Source organism: Paraburkholderia sp. GAS206C (genome assembly GCF_050435645.1).
GTDB lineage: Bacteria > Pseudomonadota > Gammaproteobacteria > Burkholderiales > Burkholderiaceae > Paraburkholderia > Paraburkholderia phenazinium_B.
The window spans coordinates 45,708-65,901 of the sequence record NZ_JBNDKR010000017.1 but is presented as its reverse complement, the minus strand read 5'-3'; the positions used below and the strand labels follow the sequence as shown (position 1 = coordinate 65,901).

Here is a 20,194-nt window from a genome sequence, read left to right as displayed (position 1 = left end):
CTATTATAAGCCAAGAAGAAGCATACTGCTACCAGGCGCGCCGCATCCCGCCGGTCCATCAGTTACCATGTACGTCTATCCGATGTCCCTGTCATATCGGATTCCCACCTTTCTCAATGACCCAACACCCTACGCCGCACCCCACCGAACCCCCGACCATCACCTGGCCCGAGGCCGACGGCCCGCGCTCCGCGCGCTGGCGCTCCGAAGCAGCGGTGCCGCCGCCCAGACGCGTCGTCGTCGCGGATGACCGCACCACCGCTGACACCGCCTATCGCCTCGCATGCGAAGGTACAGCGCTTCTGTGGCAAGGCGATTTCCAGAACGCCCGCCAGCTTTTGCAGGCGGTGACGCGCCGCGTCGAACGCAAGCCGCGCAAGCAGGCTGAGACGCTGATCGACGCCTTTAATTTTCACCGCCAGGCGCAGTCGCAACGTGCGCGTACGCTCGGCATGCTACTGATTCCGCTCGACGCCAGCTACGCCATTCCCCTGCGCCGTGCGCCGGAAGTGGCGCTGGCCTGTGCGGAGACGTATGGTCCGTCGACTGATGAGCCGTCGGTGGTTTCGCTGCGCGAACTGCTGGGTCTGATCGGCGCTCACGAATGGCGCAAGAAGGGCGTGGAGATTGCGCTGCTTGGCGAGCGCATTCATCCGCACTACGGCGTGTTTTCGCCGGTGCGTGGTGAGTACATCGATCTGGTTGCGCGTACGCCGTTGCCTTCACTGAACAAGGCATTCGATATCGGCACGGGCACGGGTGTGCTCGCTGCGCTGCTGGCCAAACGCGGTGTGAAGAAGATCGTCGCCACGGATCAGGACCCGCGGGCGCTGGCGTGTGCGCGCGAGAATCTCACACGTCTCGGTTATACCCAGCAGGTTGAAGTGGTTGAGGCCGATCTGTTCCCCGAAGGCCGTGCGCCGCTCGTGGTCTGTAACCCGCCGTGGGTGCCGGCGCGGCCGGCGTCGCCGATCGAATACGCAATCTACGACAACGACAGCCGTATGCTGCTCGGCTTCCTGAACGGGCTGGCGGACCATCTGTCGCCCGGTGGGGAGGGCTGGTTGATCCTGTCGGATTTCGCTGAGCATCTTGGCCTGCGCACGCGCGAGTTTTTGCTCGAAGCGATCGACAAGGCTGGGCTTACGGTGATCGGTCGGGAAGATATTCGGCCCCGGCATCCGAAGTCGTCGGATGAGACCGATCCGCTGCACGCCGCACGCGTGGCAGAAGTGACGTCGCTGTGGCGGTTGAAGGCGCGCTAGGGGCCGACAGTCCGCGAGCAAGCGGGGACGGCGAAGGGTGCCTTGCTTCAGCGTCTGGTGCCAGCCAGATAAGCCAGCGCCCCGCGTCCCGCGGCCAAACCGCTTGCGAAGCACGCGGTCAGCAGGTACCCGCCGGTCGGCGCTTCCCAGTCGAGCATTTCACCGGCGCAGAACGCCCCCGGCAAATGTCCAATCATCAGACGCGCATCGAGTGCCTCAAACGGCACACCTCCCGCGCTGCTGATGGCTTCCTCAATCGGCCGTGGGCGTACGAGTCTCAGCGGCAGTGCCTTGATCGTCTGAGCGAGCAGCGCCGTGTCGGTAAACGCCTCCTTCGACAGCGCTTCATGCAGCAGGCCGAGTTTGACTCCGCCCAGGCCGATGCGGCTCTGGAGATGGGTCGACATCGAGCGTGAGCCGCGCGGGCGGGTGACTTCGTCGAGCACGCGTTGCGCGGTGAGTGCGGGAGCGAGATCGAGCATGATCGTCACCTCGCCATCCGTCAGGATCCGCTCGCGGACCGCTGCCGACAGCGCGTACACCAGACTCCCCTCAATACCCGTTTCGGTGACGACGAACTCGCCTTGCCGATGCTGGGCGTTGCCGTCTGTGTCGATCAATGTGATTGACACGGGTTTCACTGGCTGTCCCGCGAAACGCTCGCGGAAGTAGTCGCTCCAGTTTGCATCGAAGCCGCAGTTGGCGGGGAGGAGTGGTGCAACGGGCACATCGCGCGCCGTCATCAACGGCACCCATGCGGCATCTGAGCCGAGGCGCGGCCAGCTTCCGCCACCCAGCGCGAATATCACGGCGTCCGCGCGCACCTGCTGCTCGCCCGTGGGCGTCATGAAGAGAAGCGTTTGCTGCGGGGAGTTCCCGCGTTCTTCAGTGTTCCGTGTGCCCTCGTCACCTGCGCCGTTCGAGGCATCCCATCCCACCCATTTATGCCGCATGTGAAACCGCACGCCCGATTCCCTCAGGCGATGCAGCCAGGCGCGAAGCATCGGCGCCGCTTTCATATCGGTAGGAAACACGCGGCCTGAACTGCCGACGAACGTTTCGACGCCCAACTTATGAAGCCACGCGCGCAACGCGTCCGGCCCGAACATGTCCAGTAGCGCTGCGATCTGTTCACGCCGTGCGCCGTAGCGTCCGAGGAACGCCTCAAGCGGCTCGGAATGCGTGATGTTCATCCCGCCTTTGCCTGCCATCAGGAACTTGCGTCCCACCGACGGCATCGCATCGTACACGTCGATCTGCACGCCTCCCGAAGCTAACGCCTCGGCGGCCATCAGCCCGGCGGGGCCGCCGCCAATCACGGCAACACGAGCGGAATCGGGCAGGTTGGACATGGGGTGCATTCGGGTGAGAGCGTGAGGGAGAAAGCGGCGCGCGCGGCCAGCTTGCCACGTCTGGCCGCGCAAAGCCCTCTATTTTCACACCGCGAGCCGCTTGCGGGCAAACCCGCGGCGACTTCGTGTCCAGAGCCCTCTCGTGCTCGACCTAGACCGGCGAGCGCGCGGTCTCGGCATCGTGATGCCCATCGTGCCTGGTGGGCAGCGGCTCGACCCGGTCCACAATCACCAGATAGCTAAACGCGCCCAAAAAACAGAATCCGCCTGCGACGATCAGCGGAATCGTGAATGAGCCTTTGGTCAACGCGACCATCACACCGGTAAACGTGGTGATGACGATCCCGGCCAGGTTCGAGGCGAAATTCTGAATGCCGCTGAGCGACGCAACATGGTTCGGCGTGGGGGCGACATCCGCGGGCAGCGACCAGATACTCGCGGCGGCAAACGCGAGACTACCGTACGCGACGCCGAAGCACGCCAGCATCAGATAGATATTCGAGGTGAAGGCCGACAGCGTGATCACCGACGACATCAGCATGCCGCCCACCATGCACGTCTTGCGCGATGCGGTGAGGCTCCAGCCGCGCCGGTAGAGCGCGTCGGAAACATAACCGCCCAGCCAGCCGCTGGGAATCGACATCAATGCCGGAATCGTTCCAAGCGTGCCCAGCGATTTGAGCGAAAAGCCGCGCGTCTGCACGAGATAGCTCGGAAACCACGTGATGAAGAAATAGATCACGAAGTTCAGGCAGAAGAAGCCGAGCATCATGCCCCACACCGTGCGATGGCGGAACAGCGACGCCCAGCTCGCGTGCGGTTCGCCGGCGCGTGGCTGACGCTGTAGCTGGACGTCAGTGGGGCCGGTCATGTCGCCGTGGGCGGGGCTGCGGTAGATCACCAGCCAGCCGACGATCCACACCGCGCCAAGCAGGCCCGTGATGACGAACGAGGCCTTCCAGCCCGCGGTGCTGATGATCAATGCAACGAGCGGAATCGACAGTGCGGAACCGACTCGCGAGCCGCTATCGAAGATGCTGGTGGCGATTGCCCGCTGCGCTGGCTTGAACCACTGCGCGACCAGCTTGGCGCAGGACGGATACGCACCCGCCTCGCCGATGCCGAGCATCAGCCGGCAGCCGAACATCGCACTGACGCTGCCCGCTACCGACGTGGCGGCCGTGAACACCGACCACCAGCCCACTGCCAGCGGCAGCGCGATACGGGCGCCGACCCGGTCGACAAACCAGCCGAACGGCATCTGCATGAACGCATACGTCCAGAAGAAACCACTGAGGATGAGACCCATCTGGGCCGGCCCGATGCCGAGCGCCTTTTCGATCTGCGGCGCGGCGACCGCGAGATTCGCCCGATCGACGTAGTTCACTGCAATGGCCAGAAAGCACAGAAAAATCACAACCCAACGCATTTTTCTCATAACAACGTCTCCTCCGTGAGGGGCGGCATCCGTCGTGTAGATCCTGCAGCTCCGCTGCGATGCCGTGCTGGCGGCGCTTCTGTCGTGTGCGTCCCGCTCTGCAGGCGGAACTGCGTGTGCAGTTGCCGATAATGGAGGCGCTTGCAAAACTGGTCAAGCAACCTCTCGGGCGCGCGTCAGGCTGGGACGCATGCGCGGGCACTGCGAAAGCAATGCCGGCGGAGGGCTACGCTTGATGTTTGAGCGAATGATGAGGAAGAGAACCGGCGACCCATAGAAGGTGGCGTTCAAGGAGCATGACGCGATTCTCGAAGCGCGCGAAGCTCGCATTTCGTTGCGGACATTGCTGCTGCGTCGCAGCATTTCTGAAGCAGGTGTGGGTGCGCTTTCGGACCGGCTAAAGCGTCAAGCAAAGGGCCGCCGCGCCTTATCGCTGCGCAATGCGGCCCTTGAAAGCGTGTCGACGCCTTTGCTCTTCGGTTTATCTGTACCGCGCCGGGCGTCTCACCCCGGATACTCCTCGTCGACCTTCAGCCCGGCGAGCTTGAAAATCACCCGCAGCGTCTGCGGCTTGATATCGCGCCGGGACGCGAGCGTGGTCATCACGAAGTCGAGTACCTTCGCGTACTTGAGCATCGTCAGACAGGTTTCCATGTCGACGGTGCCATCACGCATCAACTCGGCGAGGCGCAGCATCTCAACCGAAATGTCACGCGCCATTTCGAGTTCGATCTGCTGTTTCTCGGACCAGGTTGGCGTTGCCAATAGTTTGGTCAACATTTCCTGGAATTTCTGTTCGGCGTTGCCGTTGGGTATCGTATCCATTGCCGCCTCAATATCGTCTGAGCGCGCTTCCGGTTAACATCGCGGCGCACTGCAGGTTACGTAACGTCCGGACCAGTGTTCCGGTCCGACCTCCCCACACGTGTACGGTTCGCCTGATCGATCTGGCAGCCGGTAGTGTGTCGTTGTTCTAAATGCGGCCTGCCACGGGGCTTGGGCTGCATGCTTCGCTTTCTACGCGTTTCGCGTCCTGTCTAGTGCGCTTCCTGCCCCCCTTTTCAGAGCAGGAAGTGTTCCAGGAATACGCGTTTCGCGCACGCTTGGCGGCCTTGAATCGGTAGATCTGCCGCGGTTTGGGTAAACTGGCAGCAACTTCTCTCTTTTTCCGTCGCCTGTCGCACGTTCGCCGTGTAATCGATGATGGTCCGTACGATGTCCAGCAAAACTCACGAAATTCGTCCCAACCAATCTGTCGAACTGCTAAAGGAACTGCACATCCTCACGCGCGACGGCAAAATGAATCAGGACAGCCGTCGCAAGCTGAAACAGGTCTATCACCTGTTCCAGTTCATCGAGCCGTTGCTGAAAGATCTGAAAGAAACCCAGGGTGACCTGACCCTCGTCGATCACGGTGCGGGCAAGTCCTACCTTGGTTTTATCCTGTATGACCTGTTTTTCAAGGAGCATCGGGATAATTCGCACATCTACGGCATTGAAACGCGTGAAGAACTCGTGACGAGTTCCGAGGCGCTGGCTGCGCGGCTCGGCTTCAAGGGCATGTCGTTCCTGAATCTGTCGGTGGCCGAATCAATTTCGTCGGACCGGTTGCCGCCGCAGATCGATATCGTTACGGCGCTGCACGCGTGCAACACGGCGACCGACGATGCGATTCGCTTCGCGCTGGAAAAGCATGCGAAGTACATCGTGGTGGTGCCCTGCTGTCAGGCCGAAGTGGCGGGAGTGCTGCGTCAGAACAAGAGCAAGTCGCTCGGCAACGCCTTGACGGAAATCTGGCGCCATCCGCTGCATACGCGGGAGTTCGGCAGCCAGATCACCAACGTGCTGCGCTGTCTGCAGCTCGAGGCGCACGGCTATCAGGTGAGCGTGACCGAACTCGTGGGCTGGGAGCATTCGATGAAGAACGAACTGATCATCGCCCAGTACAAGGACTTGCCGCGCCGCCGTCCAACGGAGCGGCTCAATGAGGTGATGGAAACGCTCGGGCTGGCGGAGTTGCGCGAGCGGTTTTTTGTGGAGGCGTGAGCGGGACTTGAGGGGCGGAAGGGGTGCGAAACCGCGTTGTGTGTTCGCTGCCTGTTTGCCGCTCACTCGCCATTCACTGCTAACTCGCGGCTTGTCTGCGGCAGGTTGGCCATTCACTCATCTGCCGGCTCGCTCATCCATTTTTCCCAGCCGGCCAGCCCAAGCCGGCGCAAGGTTTCCTGATTGCGCTCGTAGATCGCTTCGGCGTCGGGAAACGCCTCCACCGCACGTTCGATGCTCGCTTCGCGCAGCAGGTGCAGGATCGGATAGGGTGCGCGGTTCGTATAGTTCTCGATGTCGTTCGCTTCGCTTCCTTCGAACTGATACTGCGGGTGAAAACTCGCAATCTGTAGTTCGCCTGCGAGGCGCAACTGCTTGAGCATCCGGTCCGCGAAAAACAGACAGTCGTTGTATTCGAGGAAATCGGCAAGTGCTTGCGGAAGGATCAGCAGCGTCGTGTCGATTTCGGCGGGATCGGCCTCAAAGAGCGTCTTCAATTCCACTTCAAGATCGATCAGGACCCCTTCGAGATCCGTCGCTTCGCTGATCGCGTAGCGAATCTGGTTCTTGACGTGCACGGCCTTGGCGAACGGACAGAGATTCAGGCCAATAACGGCTCGGGTCAGCCAGTGACGGGTGGCGGCGAGGATGGCGTCGTGGGAATCGAGGGAGGAAGACGGCGACATGGCAGAGCGGCGGGCTGAAAGCCTCATTTTACCGGCCGCGGTGATTGTGGCCCGCGCCTTCTGACGCGTTCTTATAGCTTCGCGGCGGGTGTCGCACAAGCTGCGGCAATCAACTGCGCCGCCACTCGCGGCGCGGCCTGAATCGGCCCGCAGCCCGGGCCGTAGGTCTGGCTTGCCGCATATACCCCTTCGATCAGCAGTCCTAGCCCATTGGCAAGTGCTTCAGGGTCGTCGGCGCCGGCCTCGACGGCAAGCTCAGTAATGCGCGCCATCAGACGCGCCTTGTTGCCGGCGACAAATTGCCGGGCAGCATGCGATGCATCCGGAAACTCCACCGCGACATTCACAAACGGACACCCGCGATAATCTTCGACCGATGCGCGCACGACCAGATCTTCGAAGTACTGCAAAAGCTGCCTGGCCGGTTCGCCGGGATGCTGCGCGAAGCTCTTCTCGACGTAGCTGAAAAACCGCGTATCCTGGCGCTCCAGGTAGCCCAGCACCAGGTCGTCCTTCGACGAAAACTGGCGGTATAGACTCATCTTGTTGACGCCGGCCCGCTCGACGATGGCGTCGACCCCCACCGCCCGCACACCCTCCCGATAGAACAGTTCGCCGGCGGCTTTCAGCAGATGCTCCTGCGCCTGCGGCCCTGCAGTCTGCGTGCGGGCGCGACGGGCGGGCTTGGCCGGTGCTGATGCAGTGCTCTGGGACATGGTGACCCTACGTTCGATAATGGATAGCTTGACATGTTACCGACCGGTCACTAGTATCGCAACACCATTGTGACTGATCTGTCACAAGTCCTTTACAAAACGCGTAACAAAACACGAGCCGGCTGCGTTCGACGAACGGCGAGCCGACTGGAGATCCGATGAACTGGGCAGCGAGAATGATTGGCGGGCGCTTCCATTACGGTTGGTTGACCGTGGCGGTGGTGTTTCTGGTGTTGCTGGCTGCGGCGGGGACGCGCGCCACGCCAAGCGTGATGATGGTGCCGCTCGAGCATCAGTTCGGCTGGAGCCGGGCGACCATTTCGCTGGCAATTTCGGTGAATATCGCGCTGTACGGCCTGATGGGGCCATTTGCGGCGGCGGCGATGCAACGTTTCGGTGTGCGCCCAACCGTGCTGATCGCGCTCGCCACGTTGGCGAGCGGCGTGGCGCTGTCGTCGCTGATGACGCATCCGTGGCAGATGATCCTGATCTGGGGTGTGATGGTGGGCGGGTCGACTGGGGTGGCGGCGCTGTCCTTGTCCGCCACGGTGGTGAACCGCTGGTTCACGACGCATCGCGGGCTCGTGATGGGCATCCTCACCGCCAGTTCGGCCACCGGCCAACTGGTGTTCCTGCCGCTGCTCGCGGCGATTGCCGAGCATCATGGCTGGCGCCCGGTGGTCTGGGTAGTGGCGGGCGCGGCGGCGATCGTGCTGCCGCTGGTGGCCTTCCTGTTGCCCGAGCGTCCGGCCGATCTGACGCTGCGCCCGTTCGGCGAACCGGCCGACTCGCCCATCAACACCCAACTCTCGAAGCAGAATCCGCTGGCAATCGCTTTCGGCACGCTCGCGATGGCAAGCAAGACGCGCGATTTCTGGCTGCTGTTTTTCAGCTTCTTTATTTGCGGGGCGAGTACCAACGGCTACGTCGGCACCCACCTGATCGCCATGTGCGGTGACTATGGCCTCTCCGAAGTGCAGGGCGCGTCGCTGCTCGCCGCCATGGGCATCTTCGATCTGTTCGGCACGACGCTGTCGGGCTGGCTGTCGGATCGCTTCAATAGCCGGGTGCTGCTGTTCTGGTATTACGGGCTGCGCGGATTGTCGTTGATGTATTTGCCGCATGCTTTCGGCATCGACTTTTTTGGTTTGCCGCTGTTCGCGGTTTTCTATGGACTCGACTGGATCGCGACCGTGCCGCCCACCGTGCGTCTTGCCACCGATGTCTACGGCAAGGAAGCAGCGCCGGTCGTGTTCGGCTGGGTAGTGGCCGGTCACCAGCTCGGCGCGGCGTTCGCGGCGCTGGGCGCGGGCATGCTGCGCTCGAGCCTCGGCACTTACACGGTGGCGTCGATGATATCGGGCGGCTTGTGCCTCGTCGCCTCGGTGATCGTGCTGCGCATCAACCGCGGTGAGCGGACAGTGTCGCCACAGCCGGTGTAGGCGTCGGGGCCACCGCGTTCTCGAATACGTTTTATCAGTCCGTTTTGAAGCGCTCACGGCGAAGCCCGGTTATTCTATGTGCCCCGGGCAGCCGCCCGTCGATCATGAATTTCGACTGAGAGAAGCGCATGACCAACAAACCCGCCCCAACCGCAGTTCCCATTCACGAACTGATTGCAGGTCGCTGGAGTCCGCGCGCCTATTCGAGCGAGCCGATCAGCCGTGAGCACCTGCATGCGGTTCTTGAAGCGGCCCGCTGGGCGCCTTCGTCGTACAACGGCCAACCGTGGCGTTTCATTGTGTTCGATCGCAGCAGCGACGAAGTCTCGTTCAAGCGCGCCTTCGCCACGCTGGTGCCGTTCAATCAGGGCTGGAATGCGCCGGCGCCGGTGCTGATCGCCGTGACCACGCATACGCTCACCAACAAGGGTGAAGTGAACCGTTGCGCTCCGTACGATGCGGGCGCGGCCGCGATGGCGCTGGTATTGCAGGCTCACGCGCTAGGTCTCGCTGCGCACCAGATGAGCGGTTTCGACGTCAACGCATTCCGCAAGGCGTTTGCGATCCCCGACGACGTCGAGGTGATCGCGATGATTTCGCTTGGCCACTTCGGCGAAGTCGAGAAGCTCGACCCGGTGCTGCGCGAGCGCGAGAAGTCGGTACGCACGCGTTTTCCGCTGGGCGAGATCGCATATAGCGGTGCATGGAAGAAGGCGTTCTAAGACGCTGGAGAATTGCTCTGAAAGACAGGAAACGCGCGGTCCGCAAGACCGCGCGTTTTTTCATTCGGACACAGTTTCGCTCGACTCGCCGCTCACGCGGTATAGATCGCGCTCCTTGCCTTGCAGCCAACGCGGCGGCCGGCCGCGTCCCGACCAGAGTGCGCCGCTTACCGGGTCCTGATAGAGCGCCGGGCCTTGCTGCGGGCGCACGCGCCGGCTTGCGCGCGCAGGCAATACATCGCGTGTGGTGAGCCGGTACTCGCACATCAACCGGCGAATTTGTGCGATGACGGCTCGCCGCTCCGCTGCACGCGCAGCGGCAATATCGGCTTCGAGCTGGAGGCGCTGCCTGAGCAGCTCCTGGTAAGACACCATCGGACGGTCCTTTAAGTGCGAAAGAATGATTGCGATCGACCCGCGGCATTCAATGCTGCCGTTTAGGCCACCACGTGCCGTTGAAAGAAAAAGCACCAGCGCGCGTGGCGCGCTGGTGAAGCAGGACCGGCCTCTGCTGGTCGGGGAACCGCGAGGGAGACAAGCCGGTCCTGGAGCGATCGTTGAGCCAGCGCGGACTCAGCGAGCGCATGGTTGAACAGTATCTGTCATGGTGGATCGCGAATACTGGCGAGACCGGCAATGCACTGTCCTTATGTGCGGGACAGTGGGTGATCGTGTTGTGAGGCACCGCGCTCACTCGTTGTCTGTCACCGCCGACAACGGAGTGGCAACGTTTTCGAGCGACTTGCGCTCCGCATCGACGCCCCAGATCGCGGCCACTACCGCTGCGCCGATCATCAGTGCCGAGCCGACCAGATAGCCGGTAAACACCGCGCTGCGCTGATGCGTATCGATCAGTCGTCCGAAGAATGCCGGCCCAGCAATGCCGCCGAGCGCCGTGCCGAATGCGTAGAACACGGCAATGGCCAATGCGCGAATTTCCAGCGGAAACGATTCGCTCACCGTCAGATAAGCCGAGCTCGCTGCCGCGGAAGCGAAGAAGAAAATCACCATCCACGCAATCGTCTGCGTGGTGACAGTGAGAAGGTTGTGTTCGAACAGATAGCCGCTGAGCGTCAGCAAAATGCCCGAGAGCGCATACGTCGTGAAAATCATCTTGCGGCGGCCGATCACATCGAACAGGCGCCCCAGCAGCAGCGGTCCGAGAAAATTTCCGAGCGCAAACGGCAGCAGATACCAGCCGATATGATCGCCCGGTACGTGATAGAAATCCGTGAGCACGAGCGCATAGGTGAAGAAGATCGCGTTGTAGAAAAACGCCTGCGCGGTCATCAACGAAAGGCCCACCAGCGCGCGGCGCCGATGCACCGTAAAGAGCGCGTGGAAGACTTCGCCGAGCGGCGTGTGGTCACGCGTGCGCAGACGCAAGCGGGTGAGCGGCTCGTCCATCGGCGGATGTCCGGCGCGGCGGAAGCGCGCTTCGATGTTCTCAACGATCGTGGTGGCTTCCGGCGCTTCACCGTGTGTGAGCAGCCAGCGCGGGCTTTCCGGCACCCAGACGCGCATCGGCAGAATCGCGAGCGCGAGCACCGCGCCGATTAAAAAGCACGCGCGCCAGCCCCAGTCGGCGGGTAGCAGATGCGGATCGAGCAGCACGAGCGAGCCGGCCGCGCCGATTCCCGCGCCCACCCAGAATGTCCCGTTGATGCCGAGGTCAGTCCAGCCGCGTACACGCGCTGGCGTGAATTCCTGGATCGTCGAATTGATCGCCGTGTATTCGCCGCCGATTCCGGCACCAGTCAGAAAGCGAAACAACAGGAAGCTCGCCAGATTCCACGACAGCGCAGTGGCCGCGGTAGCTGTCAGATACAGCGCGAGCGTGATGAAGAACAGCTTGCGCCGGCCGAGCCGGTCGGTGAGCCAGCCGAAGCCGAGCGCACCGAGCACGGCGCCCGCAATATAGGCACTTCCGGCCAGGCCCACGTCGCTATTGGTAAAGTGCAGCGTTGGACTTGTCTTCAGCGCGCTGGCGACGGCGCCGGCCAGCGTCACTTCGAGCCCGTCGAGCAGCCAGGTGATGCCCAACGCGACCACGATCAGGGAATGAAACTGACCCCAAGGCAGACGATCGAGGCGCGACGGCAGATCGGTTTCGATCACGTTGCGCGGTTTTTCCTGCACTGCGGCGCTGACAGGCTCGGTCATTGCGGCAAGTCTCCACGTATGGGGTAATTTGAATGGCGTATCCTTCGCCAATGAGCAATTTCCGTTCCGTTGAACCCGTCCGTAGGGACCCGGTTGATACCCGCCGCGCTTTCGTGATACAAAGCCGGTCCACTTTCTGTCCGCGCCAGCCGTGAGCGGCGATTTACTGCCATGACCTATTGCGCGATTGACTTTGGCACATCGAATTCGGCCGTCGCCGTGCCCGACGGCGCGGCGCTGCGGCTTGCGCCGGTCGAAGGTGCCTACACGACGCTGCCCACTGCAGTGTTCTTCAATACGGACGAAAACACCCGCGACTTCGGCCGCGCGGCGCTCGAAGCCTATATAGACGGCTTCGACGGTCGCCTGATGCGCTCGATGAAAAGCATTCTCGGCTCGGCACTGGCGGAAAACTCGACCGACCTCGGCGACGGCTCGGCGATCAAATACACCGAGGTCATCGCGATCTTCGTCGATCACCTGAAGCGCTCCGCGGAAGCCAGCGCCGGTAGCTCAATCAGCCGCGCGGTGCTGGGCCGCCCTGTGTTCTTCGTCGACGATGATCCGCGCGCCGACCAGCTTGCGCAACAGCAACTGGAGGCGGCGGCGCGTTCGGTGGGCCTGCGGGAGATTCATTTCCAGTACGAACCGATCGCCGCGGCGTTCGATTATGAGTCGCATCTGACCGAAGAGGGGCTCGTGCTGGTGGCCGACATCGGCGGGGGCACGTCGGACTTCTCGCTGGTGCGGGTCGGGCCGGATCGCATGAAGCGGGTCGAACGCAAGGACGACGTGCTGGCGCATCACGGCGTGCACGTGGCGGGCACGGACTTCGACCGCCGTGTCGAACTTGCCACCATTCTGCGCGAACTGGGTTATCAGACGCTCGATCCGGAAGGACGCGAGATTCCGAACCGCATCTACTTCGACCTTGCCACGTGGCACCTGATCAACACCGTCTACGGGCCCAAGCGGGTCAGCGAACTGACGCTGATGCGGCACCTGTTCACCGATGTGAAGCACCATGACCGCCTCACGCGGGTGGTCGACCGGCGTCTGGGGCATGCCCTGGCGGCGCACGCGGAAGAGGCGAAGATCGGCGTTGCGGCCGGCGGCGAGACGATGATCGATCTGGAGCTGGTGGAAGACGACCTGCGCCTCGCCTTCGACGAAACGCAGCTCATCAAGGCGGGGCACGACGAGACGCTGCGTATCGTGCAGGCCGCGCGCGATACCGTGCAGGCGGCCGGCGTGGCGCCGCGCAACGTGGGCGCGATTTATTTCACCGGCGGTTCAACGGGTTTGGCATTTCTGTCCAGCGCGCTGTCCGCGGCCTTTCCAGACGCCCGGCCGGTATTCGGCGATCGCCTCGCCAGCGTGGCGACGGGCCTTGGCATTCACGCGCGGCGGCTATTCGGATAAACGCCGGCCGTCACGCGTATTTCCGACAGACGTAAAAAAACCCCGCCTTGGCGGGGTTTTTTCTTTGCGTCCAGAAGGAAGCGTGCGCTTACACCGGCTTGATGTTAGCTGCTTGCTTGCCCTTCGGGCCCGTCTTCACTTCAAACGTAACCTTTTGGTTTTCTTGCAGCGTCTTGAAGCCTTCCGTGCGGATTTCCGAGAAATGCGCGAACAGATCTTCACCGCCGCCGTCGGGAGTGATGAAGCCGAAGCCCTTTGCGTCATTGAACCACTTGACGGTACCGGTTTCCATATTACTTGTTCCTAAAGATGGTAAATAAGGCCGAAGCCCGTTGGGTGCATGAAAATCAAGGAAGGGGGTAATGGGACCAACCGGAGTACCGTTGATGGGCGAACTACGAAAGACCAATTCACTCGCCGCTTGAAATCCTGCCCGAACGTTATACGGCGATTTCGAGAGAAGGTCAACACTCTCAGCACATCTTTACAAGGTTTTAGGGCCAGGCGCGACGGGCGCTCACGAAACTTGCGTTCCCCTTAATTTCTCGCTAGGGATAACCCTAGCTTCGCCTGCATTCTTTCGGTGCAACCGTTAAACTACGCGCCGCGCCAGGGTTGCACCTGATCCCAGGTATAAGCCTGCGCCCATCATGCCCGTCACCCCGTCTCCAGCGTCAAAGCATTGCCGCGGTGCCGACATGTTTTTGACCTGACCGCATTCGCATGGGACCGGAGTAAGCGCTAAAGCGCTTACTCCGGTCGACCGCAACAAGTTGCATGGGGCCAGAGTAGGCGCTTCAGCGCCCACTCTGGTCGACAATAGGAGAAGACGTGAAAAGTTCTATTCAACGGAACATTGGCCCGTTCGCGCTGATGCTGACCGGCCTCGGCTCGATCATCGGATCGGGCTGGCTGTTCGGTGCGTGGAAGGCGGCAAAAATTGCAGGCCCCGCAGCGATCTGCGCCTGGATAATCGGCGCGGTGGTGATTCTGGCGATCGCACTCACCTATGCTGAACTCGGCGCGATGTTCCCGGAGTCGGGCGGCATGGTGCGTTACGCGCGCTATTCGCACGGCGCGCTGGTCGGTTTTGTTAGCGCATGGGCTAACTGGATCGCGATCGTGTCGGTGATTCCAATCGAAGCCGAAGCGTCGATTCAATACATGAGCACATGGCCATATCCATGGGCTCATGCATTGTTCGTGAATGGGTCATTAACCACGAATGGGTTATTGCTCTCTGCGATCCTCGTGATTATCTATTTCATGCTCAATTATTGGGGCGTGAAGCTGTTTGCACGTGCTAATACGACTATCACGATCTTCAAGTTCGTGATTCCCGCGGCAACGATCGCTGGTCTGATGGCGGCAGGTTTCCATCACGAGAACTTCGGCGAGGCGAGCACGTTTGCGCCGTATGGCTGGTCGGCAGTGTTCACGGCGGTGGCGACGAGCGGTATCGTGTTCGCTTTCAACGGCTTCCAGAGCCCGATCAACCTCGCGGGTGAAGCGCGCAACCCGGCGAAGAGCGTGCCGTTCGCGGTGATCGGCTCGATCCTGCTGGCACTGGTGATCTATGTGCTGCTGCAGATTGCCTATATCGGTGCAGTGAACCCGGCTGACGTGATGAAGGGCTGGAGCCACTTCAGCTTCGCGTCGCCGTTCGCTGAACTGGCGCTTGCACTGAACCTCAACTGGCTGGCGTTCCTGCTGTACGTGGATGCGTTCGTCAGCCCGAGCGGCACAGGTACGACCTATATGGCGACCACGAGCCGCATGATCTACGCCATGGAGCGCAACAACACGATGCCGAAGATGTTCGGCAACGTGCACCCTATCTACGGCGTGCCGCGTCAGGCGATGTGGTTCAACCTGCTGGTTTCGTTCATCTTCCTGTTCTTCTTCCGCGGCTGGAGTTCGCTCGCGGCAGTGATTTCGGTTGCGACCGTGATTTCGTACCTGACGGGCCCGATCAGCCTGATGGCACTGCGCCGCGCGGCGACGGATCTGGATCGTCCGCTGCATATCCCGGGCATGAAGATCATTGCGCCCTTTGCGTTCGTTTGCGCATCGCTGGTGCTGTACTGGGCGAAGTGGCCGTTGACCGGCGAAATCATCCTGTTGATGATCGTCGCTCTGCCGGTGTACTTCTACTTCCAGGCGAAGTCAGGCTTCAGCGGCTACGAGCGCGATCTGAAGGCGGCATGGTGGCTGGTGGCGTACCTGCCGGTCATGGCGGTGCTTTCGCTGATCGGCAGCAAGCAGTTTGGCGGTCACGACGTTCTGCCGTATGGCTGGGACATGCTGACCGTGATCGTCTTCGCGCTGATTTTCTATTACTGGGGCGTGCACACCGGTTATCGCACCGACTACCTTGATGAGCGCGATGTCCACGACGAAGTGCTCGAAGGGATGGGCGCGCATTGATCGTCCGCGCTGCTTGATGCCGGTCTGAATGCTGCGGTTGTGTTGCCCGCCGCGGGATTCCGGGCCAAAAAAGCCCGCCTGAGTTTGCTGCCCGCACCGCAAAGGCGTTGGCGAACGGGCAGGCCTGGTTGGCGATTACTGCGAGCCTCTTCGGAGGCTCGCTTTTTTACGGGCATTGAAAGCCTATACGGGCCTTGGCCATGCGAAAGCACGGGGTGCCGATACGCTTCACTATATGGCATCAAATTTCTCATAATTGCTTCATTTGAAGGAAGCAATTGTCTTGGATCTGATGCACAGCAAGCCATTGATTGCGAGGCAATTTGCTTCGAACGGCGGTCGCCCAGTCGGATATTGCCGGCAAGAAAAAGACCCGCAATCCCTCCAGGACGCGGGTCTCAGCGCCAATTAGCTCAAAAGCCCGACACCGTTGTAGTCCGGATAGCTGAGTCTCCTCTGACGGGCTTTTACTATTCGGCGTGGCCGGCGCGGCGCATCGACGCTTACGCCGTGCCGAACACGTAGTTCGTCATCGCCAGCGACTTCTGGAACGTCCCGAGCGACTGGATCGCGAGCGTGTAGTCGTCGTCTGCCGCGCCGAGCGCAGCGAATACCGGCAACAGGTGCTCGTCGGTTGGATGCATGTACGCGGCGTGCGGTGCCTGGCGGCGATAGTCGAGCAGCGCGTCGATATCGTGCCCGGCCAGCTTCGTTTCGAACCAGTCGGTGAATTCGGTCACGCGCGGATCAGCGTCTTCCGGGCGAGCGGAGAAATCGGCGGCGCGCAGATTGTGCGTGATCTGGCCAGAACCGGTCACCATCACGCCCTCGTCCCTCAGCGCCCGCAGCGCGCGGCCAAGTCGGAAGTGGTGGGTGGCGTCCATGTGCGGCTGGATCGACAACTGCGCCACCGGGACGTCGGCGTTCGGAAACATCAGCAGCATCGGCACCCAGGCGCCGTGATCGAGGCCGTGCGACTGCGTATCGGCGAGCAGGCCGTGTTCATTGAGCAGCGCGGCGGCGCGTCGTGCGATATCCGGCGCGCCCGGCGCGGGGTACTGGATCTCGTATAACTGACGCGGAAAGCCGTAGAAATCGTGGATTGTCTCTGGATGCTCAGCGGTGCTCGCCAGCGGTTGAGCGGTGCCCCAGTGGGCCGACAGCATCAGGATGGCTTCCGGACGAGGCAACTGGGCCGACAGTGTGCCGAACTCGGCAGACGGCATCGAAGGGTCGATCGGCAACGTTGGCGCGCCGTGGGACAGGAAAAGCGACGGCATACGGTTCATGGCAGCGAAGTCCGCAGCAAGTGCGGCTCGTAAGTTGGGTTGCTACCAATATAAGGCCGCACTCCCGTTTGATAAACGGGTCAATCCGGATTTGATTGCTTCGTGCGGGTTGTCAATCGGCGCGCTTCCCGCATGCCGCGCCGAGGTGTGCTATTCCGCCCGCGAGTTGCGCAGCCCCGCCCAGGCGGGTGAGAGCGATGGCCCCAGCGCAAAAAGATCCAGCACGCGCGCTACCGTGTGATCGACCATCTCGTCGATCGAGGCAGGCTGGTTATAGAAGGCCGGCAGCGGCGGAAAGATCACGCCGCCCATTTCGGTGACGGCGGTCATATTGCGCAGATGCGCGAGGTTTAGCGGCGTTTCGCGCACCATCAGCACGAGGCGGCGTCGTTCCTTGAGCGTAACGTCGGCGGCGCGGGTGATCAGGTTGTCCGAGAGACCGTGGGCGATGCTTGCCAGCGTCTTCATGGAGCAGGGCGCGACGATCATGCCGTCGGTCGAGAACGAGCCGGATGCAATGCTCGCACCCACATCGCGCACCGAATGGACGACATCCGCCAGCGGATGCACGTCTTCTTTGCTTAACTGGAGTTCGTGCTGGATATTGAGCCAGCCGGCGCTGGAAATCAGCAGATGGGATTCCACGCCGCCCAATCTGCGCAGCGTTTCAAGCAACCGGATGCCATAGACGGCGCCGGTCGCGCCGGTGATCGCGACGATCAGCCGGCGAGGCGCCGCAGCGCGTGTTTCCATGGCTGGCGGCACCTGGGGTTCAGCTTCTGAAACGGCAGGCGGCGATCAGGCTGCAGCAAACAGCTGCTGCAGTTCGCCGTTCTGATACATCTCCATCATGATGTCCGAGCCGCCGATGAACTCGCCCTTCACGTAGAGCTGGGGAATGGTCGGCCAGTTGGAGAATTCCTTGATGCCCTGGCGCACTTCGTCGTCCTCGAGGACGTTGACGGTCTTGGGCGTATCGACGCCGCAGGCCTTCAGGATCTGGATGGCGCGGCCCGAAAAGCCGCACATCGGAAACTGCGCGGTGCCCTTCATGAAGAGCACGACGGCGTTGTCGTCGACGATTTGCTTGATGCGTTGTTGCGTATCCATGGCTGACCTTGCGGTTCCGGAATGTGGTGGAGATAGAGTGAAATGATAGCGGATTTCGTTGCGACGGGCTGACGGCGGTGTCGGCGCGGATCTCGCGCGATCTTCGTTTATACGCCCGCTTGCCACTCGCCGCCGCTGATGCGTTCGATCCCGGCAAGATCGCATTCCGAGCGCACGGCTGCGAAACCGGCTTGAGCTAGCAGCATGCGCACGGCTGCGGCCTGATCGTAGCCGTGTTCGAGCCAAAGCACGCCGCCGCGTTGTTCGTCGAAGCGAGTGTGCGCGCCGGCGATGATGGCGCGGATTGCGCTGAGGCCGTCCGCCTCATCGGTCAAGGCACCGCGCGGTTCGAAGCGCAAGTCGCCTTCCGTCAGATGCGGGTCGCCGCTGGCAATATACGGTGGATTACTAACGATCACGTCAAAGCGCAGCGCGCGCTCGAGCGCATCGTACCAGTCGCTGCGCACTAGCTGCACAGGGCCGCCGGGGCGCGCGGCGTCCAGCAGCCGGGCGGCATTGCGAGCGGCGACTGCCAACGCTTCACCTGAACGGTCGACGGCCCAGACCTGCGCATCGGGCCTGACCGAGGCAATGGCGACTGCGATCGCGCCGGTGCCCGTGCCGAGATCGAGCACACGCGGCCGCGCGATCCCGTCCAGCGCCGCCAGCGTGGTTTCGACCAGCAGTTCGGTTTCCGGCCGCGGGATCAGCACATCCGGCGTCACTTCGAAATCGAGCCCGAAGAATTCGCGCGCGCCGATCAGTTGCGCCACCGGTTCACCGGCAACACGCCGTGCCTCTAGTGCCTGAAAACGCGCCACGGGTTCGGCGTCGAGCGGCTCGTCGCTGCGCGTGATCAACTCGGTGCGGCGCCAGCCGAGCGCGTGCCCGAGCAGGATCCGCGCTTCGAACGGCGGCAGGGCCGAGGTGCGCAGCAGGGCGGCGACGTTATTCATGGGCATGGCGGTGGTTTCGCATCCAGCCAATGCGCTTAGTCCGCATCGCCGAGCGACGCCAGCAACTCAGCCTGATGCTCGCTGACCAGCGCGGCGATCAGTTCGTCGAGATCGCCGTCCATGATCGACTCGAGGCGGTACAGTGTCAGGTTGATACGGTGATCGGTGAGACGCCCCTGGGGGAAGTTGTAGGTACGGATGCGCTCCGAGCGGTCGCCCGAGCCGATCAGACTCTTGCGGGTCGCGGCTTCCTTGGCGTGCTGCTCGTGATACTGCTTGTCCTTGATACGAGCGGCAAGCACCTTCAGCGCGCGATCCTTGTTCTTGTGCTGCGAGCGATCGTCCTGGCACTCCACGACGATGCCGGTCGGCAGGTGGGTCACCCGCACGGCCGAGTCGGTCTTGTTGATGTGCTGACCGCCGGCACCCGACGCGCGGAACGTATCGATACGCAGATCGGCTGGATTGATCTCCACTTCGCCGATCTCATCCGCTTCCGGCATCACCGCGACCGTACATGCCGAAGTGTGGATTCGCCCTTGGGTTTCAGTCGCTGGAACGCGTTGCACGCGGTGGCCGCCAGACTCGAACTTGAGCTTCGAATACGCCGCTTCCCCGGCGATCCGCACGATCACTTCCTTATAGCCGCCCAGATCCGATTCGCTGGCCGACATCATTTCGACCTGCCAACGGTTGCGTTCGGCGAAGCGCAGATACATCCGCAGCAGATCACCCGCGAACAGCGCAGACTCGTCGCCGCCCGTGCCGGCGCGGATTTCGAGGAAGATGTTGCGATCGTCGTTGGGGTCTTTCGGCAGCAGCATTTTCTGCAGCTCGGCGCCGAGTTGCTCCATCCGCTCGCGGGCCGCGCGGATCTCTTCTTCGGCGAAATCGCGCATTCCGGCGTCCGCCAGCAGTTCCTGCGCGGTAACTGCGTCGTTGCTGGCCTGGCGCCACAGCGCGTAGTGCTCGACCACCGGCCCGAGCTCGGCGTGTTCACGCGTCAGCTTGCGGTATTGGTCGAGATTCGAGGTGACGTCCTCGCGGCTCAACAGATCGTTCAGTTCGGCCAGCCGGGTGGTGAGCTGGTCGAGCTTGCTTTGCATGCTCGTTTTCATCGGACGGTACGGAGCGGGCTCCGGAAAGGATGGCGTAACTGG

The 20,194-nt window shown here is 62.1% G+C and carries 20 protein-coding genes; 7 read left to right on the top strand and 13 right to left on the bottom strand.

Annotated elements, in window-relative coordinates:
- The first annotated feature begins 116 nt into the window (after positions 1-116).
- Positions 117-1,265 (top strand): methyltransferase, encoded by a 1,149-nt coding sequence (locus P3T20_RS35275; RefSeq protein WP_074262625.1) that lies wholly within the window; start codon positions 117-119, stop codon positions 1,263-1,265.
- Positions 1,266-1,312: 47 nt separating this feature from the next.
- On the opposite strand, the gene P3T20_RS35270 is transcribed toward P3T20_RS35275, so the two are convergent.
- From P3T20_RS35270 to P3T20_RS35260, 3 genes are all read right to left on the bottom strand, one after another.
- Entirely contained in the window at positions 1,313-2,617 is a 1,305-nt protein-coding gene (locus P3T20_RS35270; protein WP_429289350.1) for a TIGR03862 family flavoprotein, read from the bottom strand.
- Between the two features lie 151 nt (positions 2,618-2,768).
- Entirely contained in the window at positions 2,769-4,055 is a 1,287-nt protein-coding gene (locus P3T20_RS35265; protein WP_429289349.1) for an MFS transporter, read from the bottom strand.
- Positions 4,056-4,559: 504 nt separating this feature from the next.
- Positions 4,560-4,880, bottom strand: coding sequence for a DNA-binding protein (locus P3T20_RS35260; RefSeq protein ID WP_074262622.1), 321 nt, complete (start codon positions 4,878-4,880; stop codon positions 4,560-4,562).
- 390 nt (positions 4,881-5,270) lie between these two features.
- Between P3T20_RS35260 and P3T20_RS35255 the strand changes: the two genes are divergently transcribed.
- Positions 5,271-6,101 carry a class I SAM-dependent methyltransferase gene (locus tag P3T20_RS35255; RefSeq protein ID WP_429289348.1) on the top strand — a complete coding sequence of 277 codons (831 nt, stop codon included), beginning with the start codon at positions 5,271-5,273 and terminating at the stop codon, positions 6,099-6,101.
- A 113-nt stretch (positions 6,102-6,214) separates the two neighbouring features.
- Here P3T20_RS35255 and P3T20_RS35250 read toward each other — a convergent pair whose 3' ends face one another.
- Positions 6,215-6,787: a DUF1415 domain-containing protein gene (locus P3T20_RS35250; protein WP_429289347.1), complete on the bottom strand. Its 573-nt coding sequence runs from the start codon at positions 6,785-6,787 to the stop codon at positions 6,215-6,217.
- A 71-nt stretch (positions 6,788-6,858) separates the two neighbouring features.
- Positions 6,859-7,503: a TetR/AcrR family transcriptional regulator gene (locus tag P3T20_RS35245; protein ID WP_074262619.1), complete on the bottom strand. Its 645-nt coding sequence runs from the start codon at positions 7,501-7,503 to the stop codon at positions 6,859-6,861.
- 158 nt (positions 7,504-7,661) lie between these two features.
- Here P3T20_RS35245 and P3T20_RS35240 point away from each other — a divergent pair, with 158 nt between their 5' ends.
- Together P3T20_RS35240 and P3T20_RS35235 are read left to right on the top strand one after the other, a co-directional pair.
- Entirely contained in the window at positions 7,662-8,945 is a 1,284-nt protein-coding gene (locus P3T20_RS35240) for an MFS transporter (RefSeq protein WP_429289346.1), read from the top strand.
- 128 nt (positions 8,946-9,073) lie between these two features.
- The gene (locus P3T20_RS35235) at positions 9,074-9,667 is read left to right on the top strand and encodes a nitroreductase family protein (RefSeq protein ID WP_429289345.1); all 594 of its coding nucleotides are present in this window, start codon (positions 9,074-9,076) and stop codon (positions 9,665-9,667) included.
- Positions 9,668-9,727: 60 nt separating this feature from the next.
- Here the strand turns inward: P3T20_RS35235 and P3T20_RS35230 are convergent, their stop codons facing one another.
- Positions 9,728-10,042, bottom strand: a complete 315-nt coding sequence (locus P3T20_RS35230; protein WP_429289344.1) for an H-NS histone family protein — start codon at positions 10,040-10,042, stop codon at positions 9,728-9,730.
- A gap of 182 nt (positions 10,043-10,224) precedes the next feature.
- On the opposite strand from P3T20_RS35230, the gene P3T20_RS35225 reads away from it, so the two are divergent.
- The gene (locus tag P3T20_RS35225; protein ID WP_429289343.1) at positions 10,225-10,347 is read left to right on the top strand and encodes a hypothetical protein; all 123 of its coding nucleotides are present in this window, start codon (positions 10,225-10,227) and stop codon (positions 10,345-10,347) included.
- Positions 10,348-10,357: 10 nt separating this feature from the next.
- On the opposite strand, the gene P3T20_RS35220 is transcribed toward P3T20_RS35225, so the two are convergent.
- Positions 10,358-11,830, bottom strand: coding sequence for an MFS transporter (locus P3T20_RS35220; RefSeq protein ID WP_429289342.1), 1,473 nt, complete (start codon positions 11,828-11,830; stop codon positions 10,358-10,360).
- Positions 11,831-12,001: 171 nt separating this feature from the next.
- On the opposite strand from P3T20_RS35220, the gene P3T20_RS35215 reads away from it, so the two are divergent.
- On the top strand, positions 12,002-13,252 hold the full coding sequence (locus tag P3T20_RS35215) for an Hsp70 family protein (RefSeq protein WP_429289341.1): 1,251 nt from the start codon (positions 12,002-12,004) through the stop codon (positions 13,250-13,252).
- An 88-nt stretch (positions 13,253-13,340) separates the two neighbouring features.
- Here P3T20_RS35215 and P3T20_RS35210 read toward each other — a convergent pair whose 3' ends face one another.
- Positions 13,341-13,544, bottom strand: coding sequence for a cold-shock protein (locus tag P3T20_RS35210; protein ID WP_007180251.1), 204 nt, complete (start codon positions 13,542-13,544; stop codon positions 13,341-13,343).
- 539 nt (positions 13,545-14,083) lie between these two features.
- On the opposite strand from P3T20_RS35210, the gene P3T20_RS35205 reads away from it, so the two are divergent.
- Positions 14,084-15,679, top strand: a complete 1,596-nt coding sequence (locus P3T20_RS35205) for an APC family permease (protein WP_074262614.1) — start codon at positions 14,084-14,086, stop codon at positions 15,677-15,679.
- A 503-nt stretch (positions 15,680-16,182) separates the two neighbouring features.
- On the opposite strand, the gene P3T20_RS35200 is transcribed toward P3T20_RS35205, so the two are convergent.
- From P3T20_RS35200 to prfA, 5 genes are all read right to left on the bottom strand, one after another.
- The gene (locus P3T20_RS35200; protein WP_429289340.1) at positions 16,183-16,968 is read right to left on the bottom strand and encodes a DODA-type extradiol aromatic ring-opening family dioxygenase; all 786 of its coding nucleotides are present in this window, start codon (positions 16,966-16,968) and stop codon (positions 16,183-16,185) included.
- Positions 16,969-17,118: 150 nt separating this feature from the next.
- Positions 17,119-17,721: a UbiX family flavin prenyltransferase gene (locus P3T20_RS35195; RefSeq protein ID WP_429289339.1), complete on the bottom strand. Its 603-nt coding sequence runs from the start codon at positions 17,719-17,721 to the stop codon at positions 17,119-17,121.
- 45 nt (positions 17,722-17,766) lie between these two features.
- Entirely contained in the window at positions 17,767-18,078 is a 312-nt protein-coding gene (gene grxD, locus P3T20_RS35190; RefSeq protein WP_429289338.1) for a Grx4 family monothiol glutaredoxin, read from the bottom strand.
- 107 nt (positions 18,079-18,185) lie between these two features.
- The gene (gene prmC, locus P3T20_RS35185; protein WP_429289337.1) at positions 18,186-19,034 is read right to left on the bottom strand and encodes a peptide chain release factor N(5)-glutamine methyltransferase; all 849 of its coding nucleotides are present in this window, start codon (positions 19,032-19,034) and stop codon (positions 18,186-18,188) included.
- A gap of 35 nt (positions 19,035-19,069) precedes the next feature.
- Positions 19,070-20,152, bottom strand: a complete 1,083-nt coding sequence (gene prfA / locus P3T20_RS35180) for a peptide chain release factor 1 (RefSeq protein WP_429289336.1) — start codon at positions 20,150-20,152, stop codon at positions 19,070-19,072.
- Positions 20,153-20,194 lie beyond the last annotated feature (42 nt).

Excerpts from the sequence above, each read along its gene's own strand:
- prfA (WP_429289336.1), bottom strand. The coding sequence starts at position 20,152 with ATGAAAACGAGCATGCAAAGCAAGCTCGACCAGCTCACCACCCGGCTG.
- P3T20_RS35245 (WP_074262619.1), bottom strand. The coding sequence starts at position 7,503 with ATGTCCCAGAGCACTGCATCAGCACCGGCCAAGCCCGCCCGTCGCGCC.
- P3T20_RS35270 (WP_429289350.1), bottom strand. The coding sequence starts at position 2,617 with ATGTCCAACCTGCCCGATTCCGCTCGTGTTGCCGTGATTGGCGGCGGC.
- P3T20_RS35215 (WP_429289341.1), top strand. The coding sequence starts at position 12,002 with ATGACCTATTGCGCGATTGACTTTGGCACATCGAATTCGGCCGTCGCC.
- P3T20_RS35200 (WP_429289340.1), bottom strand. The coding sequence starts at position 16,968 with ATGAACCGTATGCCGTCGCTTTTCCTGTCCCACGGCGCGCCAACGTTG.
- prmC (WP_429289337.1), bottom strand. The coding sequence starts at position 19,034 with ATGAATAACGTCGCCGCCCTGCTGCGCACCTCGGCCCTGCCGCCGTTC.
- P3T20_RS35250 (WP_429289347.1), bottom strand. The coding sequence starts at position 6,787 with ATGTCGCCGTCTTCCTCCCTCGATTCCCACGACGCCATCCTCGCCGCC.
- grxD (WP_429289338.1), bottom strand. The coding sequence starts at position 18,078 with ATGGATACGCAACAACGCATCAAGCAAATCGTCGACGACAACGCCGTC.
- P3T20_RS35230 (WP_429289344.1), bottom strand. The coding sequence starts at position 10,042 with ATGGTGTCTTACCAGGAGCTGCTCAGGCAGCGCCTCCAGCTCGAAGCC.
- P3T20_RS35255 (WP_429289348.1), top strand. The coding sequence starts at position 5,271 with ATGTCCAGCAAAACTCACGAAATTCGTCCCAACCAATCTGTCGAACTG.
- P3T20_RS35235 (WP_429289345.1), top strand. The coding sequence starts at position 9,074 with ATGACCAACAAACCCGCCCCAACCGCAGTTCCCATTCACGAACTGATT.
- P3T20_RS35210 (WP_007180251.1), bottom strand. The coding sequence starts at position 13,544 with ATGGAAACCGGTACCGTCAAGTGGTTCAATGACGCAAAGGGCTTCGGC.
- P3T20_RS35240 (WP_429289346.1), top strand. The coding sequence starts at position 7,662 with ATGAACTGGGCAGCGAGAATGATTGGCGGGCGCTTCCATTACGGTTGG.
- P3T20_RS35195 (WP_429289339.1), bottom strand. The coding sequence starts at position 17,721 with ATGGAAACACGCGCTGCGGCGCCTCGCCGGCTGATCGTCGCGATCACC.
- P3T20_RS35220 (WP_429289342.1), bottom strand. The coding sequence starts at position 11,830 with ATGACCGAGCCTGTCAGCGCCGCAGTGCAGGAAAAACCGCGCAACGTG.
- P3T20_RS35260 (WP_074262622.1), bottom strand. The coding sequence starts at position 4,880 with ATGGATACGATACCCAACGGCAACGCCGAACAGAAATTCCAGGAAATG.
- P3T20_RS35265 (WP_429289349.1), bottom strand. The coding sequence starts at position 4,055 with ATGAGAAAAATGCGTTGGGTTGTGATTTTTCTGTGCTTTCTGGCCATT.
- P3T20_RS35275 (WP_074262625.1), top strand. The coding sequence starts at position 117 with ATGACCCAACACCCTACGCCGCACCCCACCGAACCCCCGACCATCACC.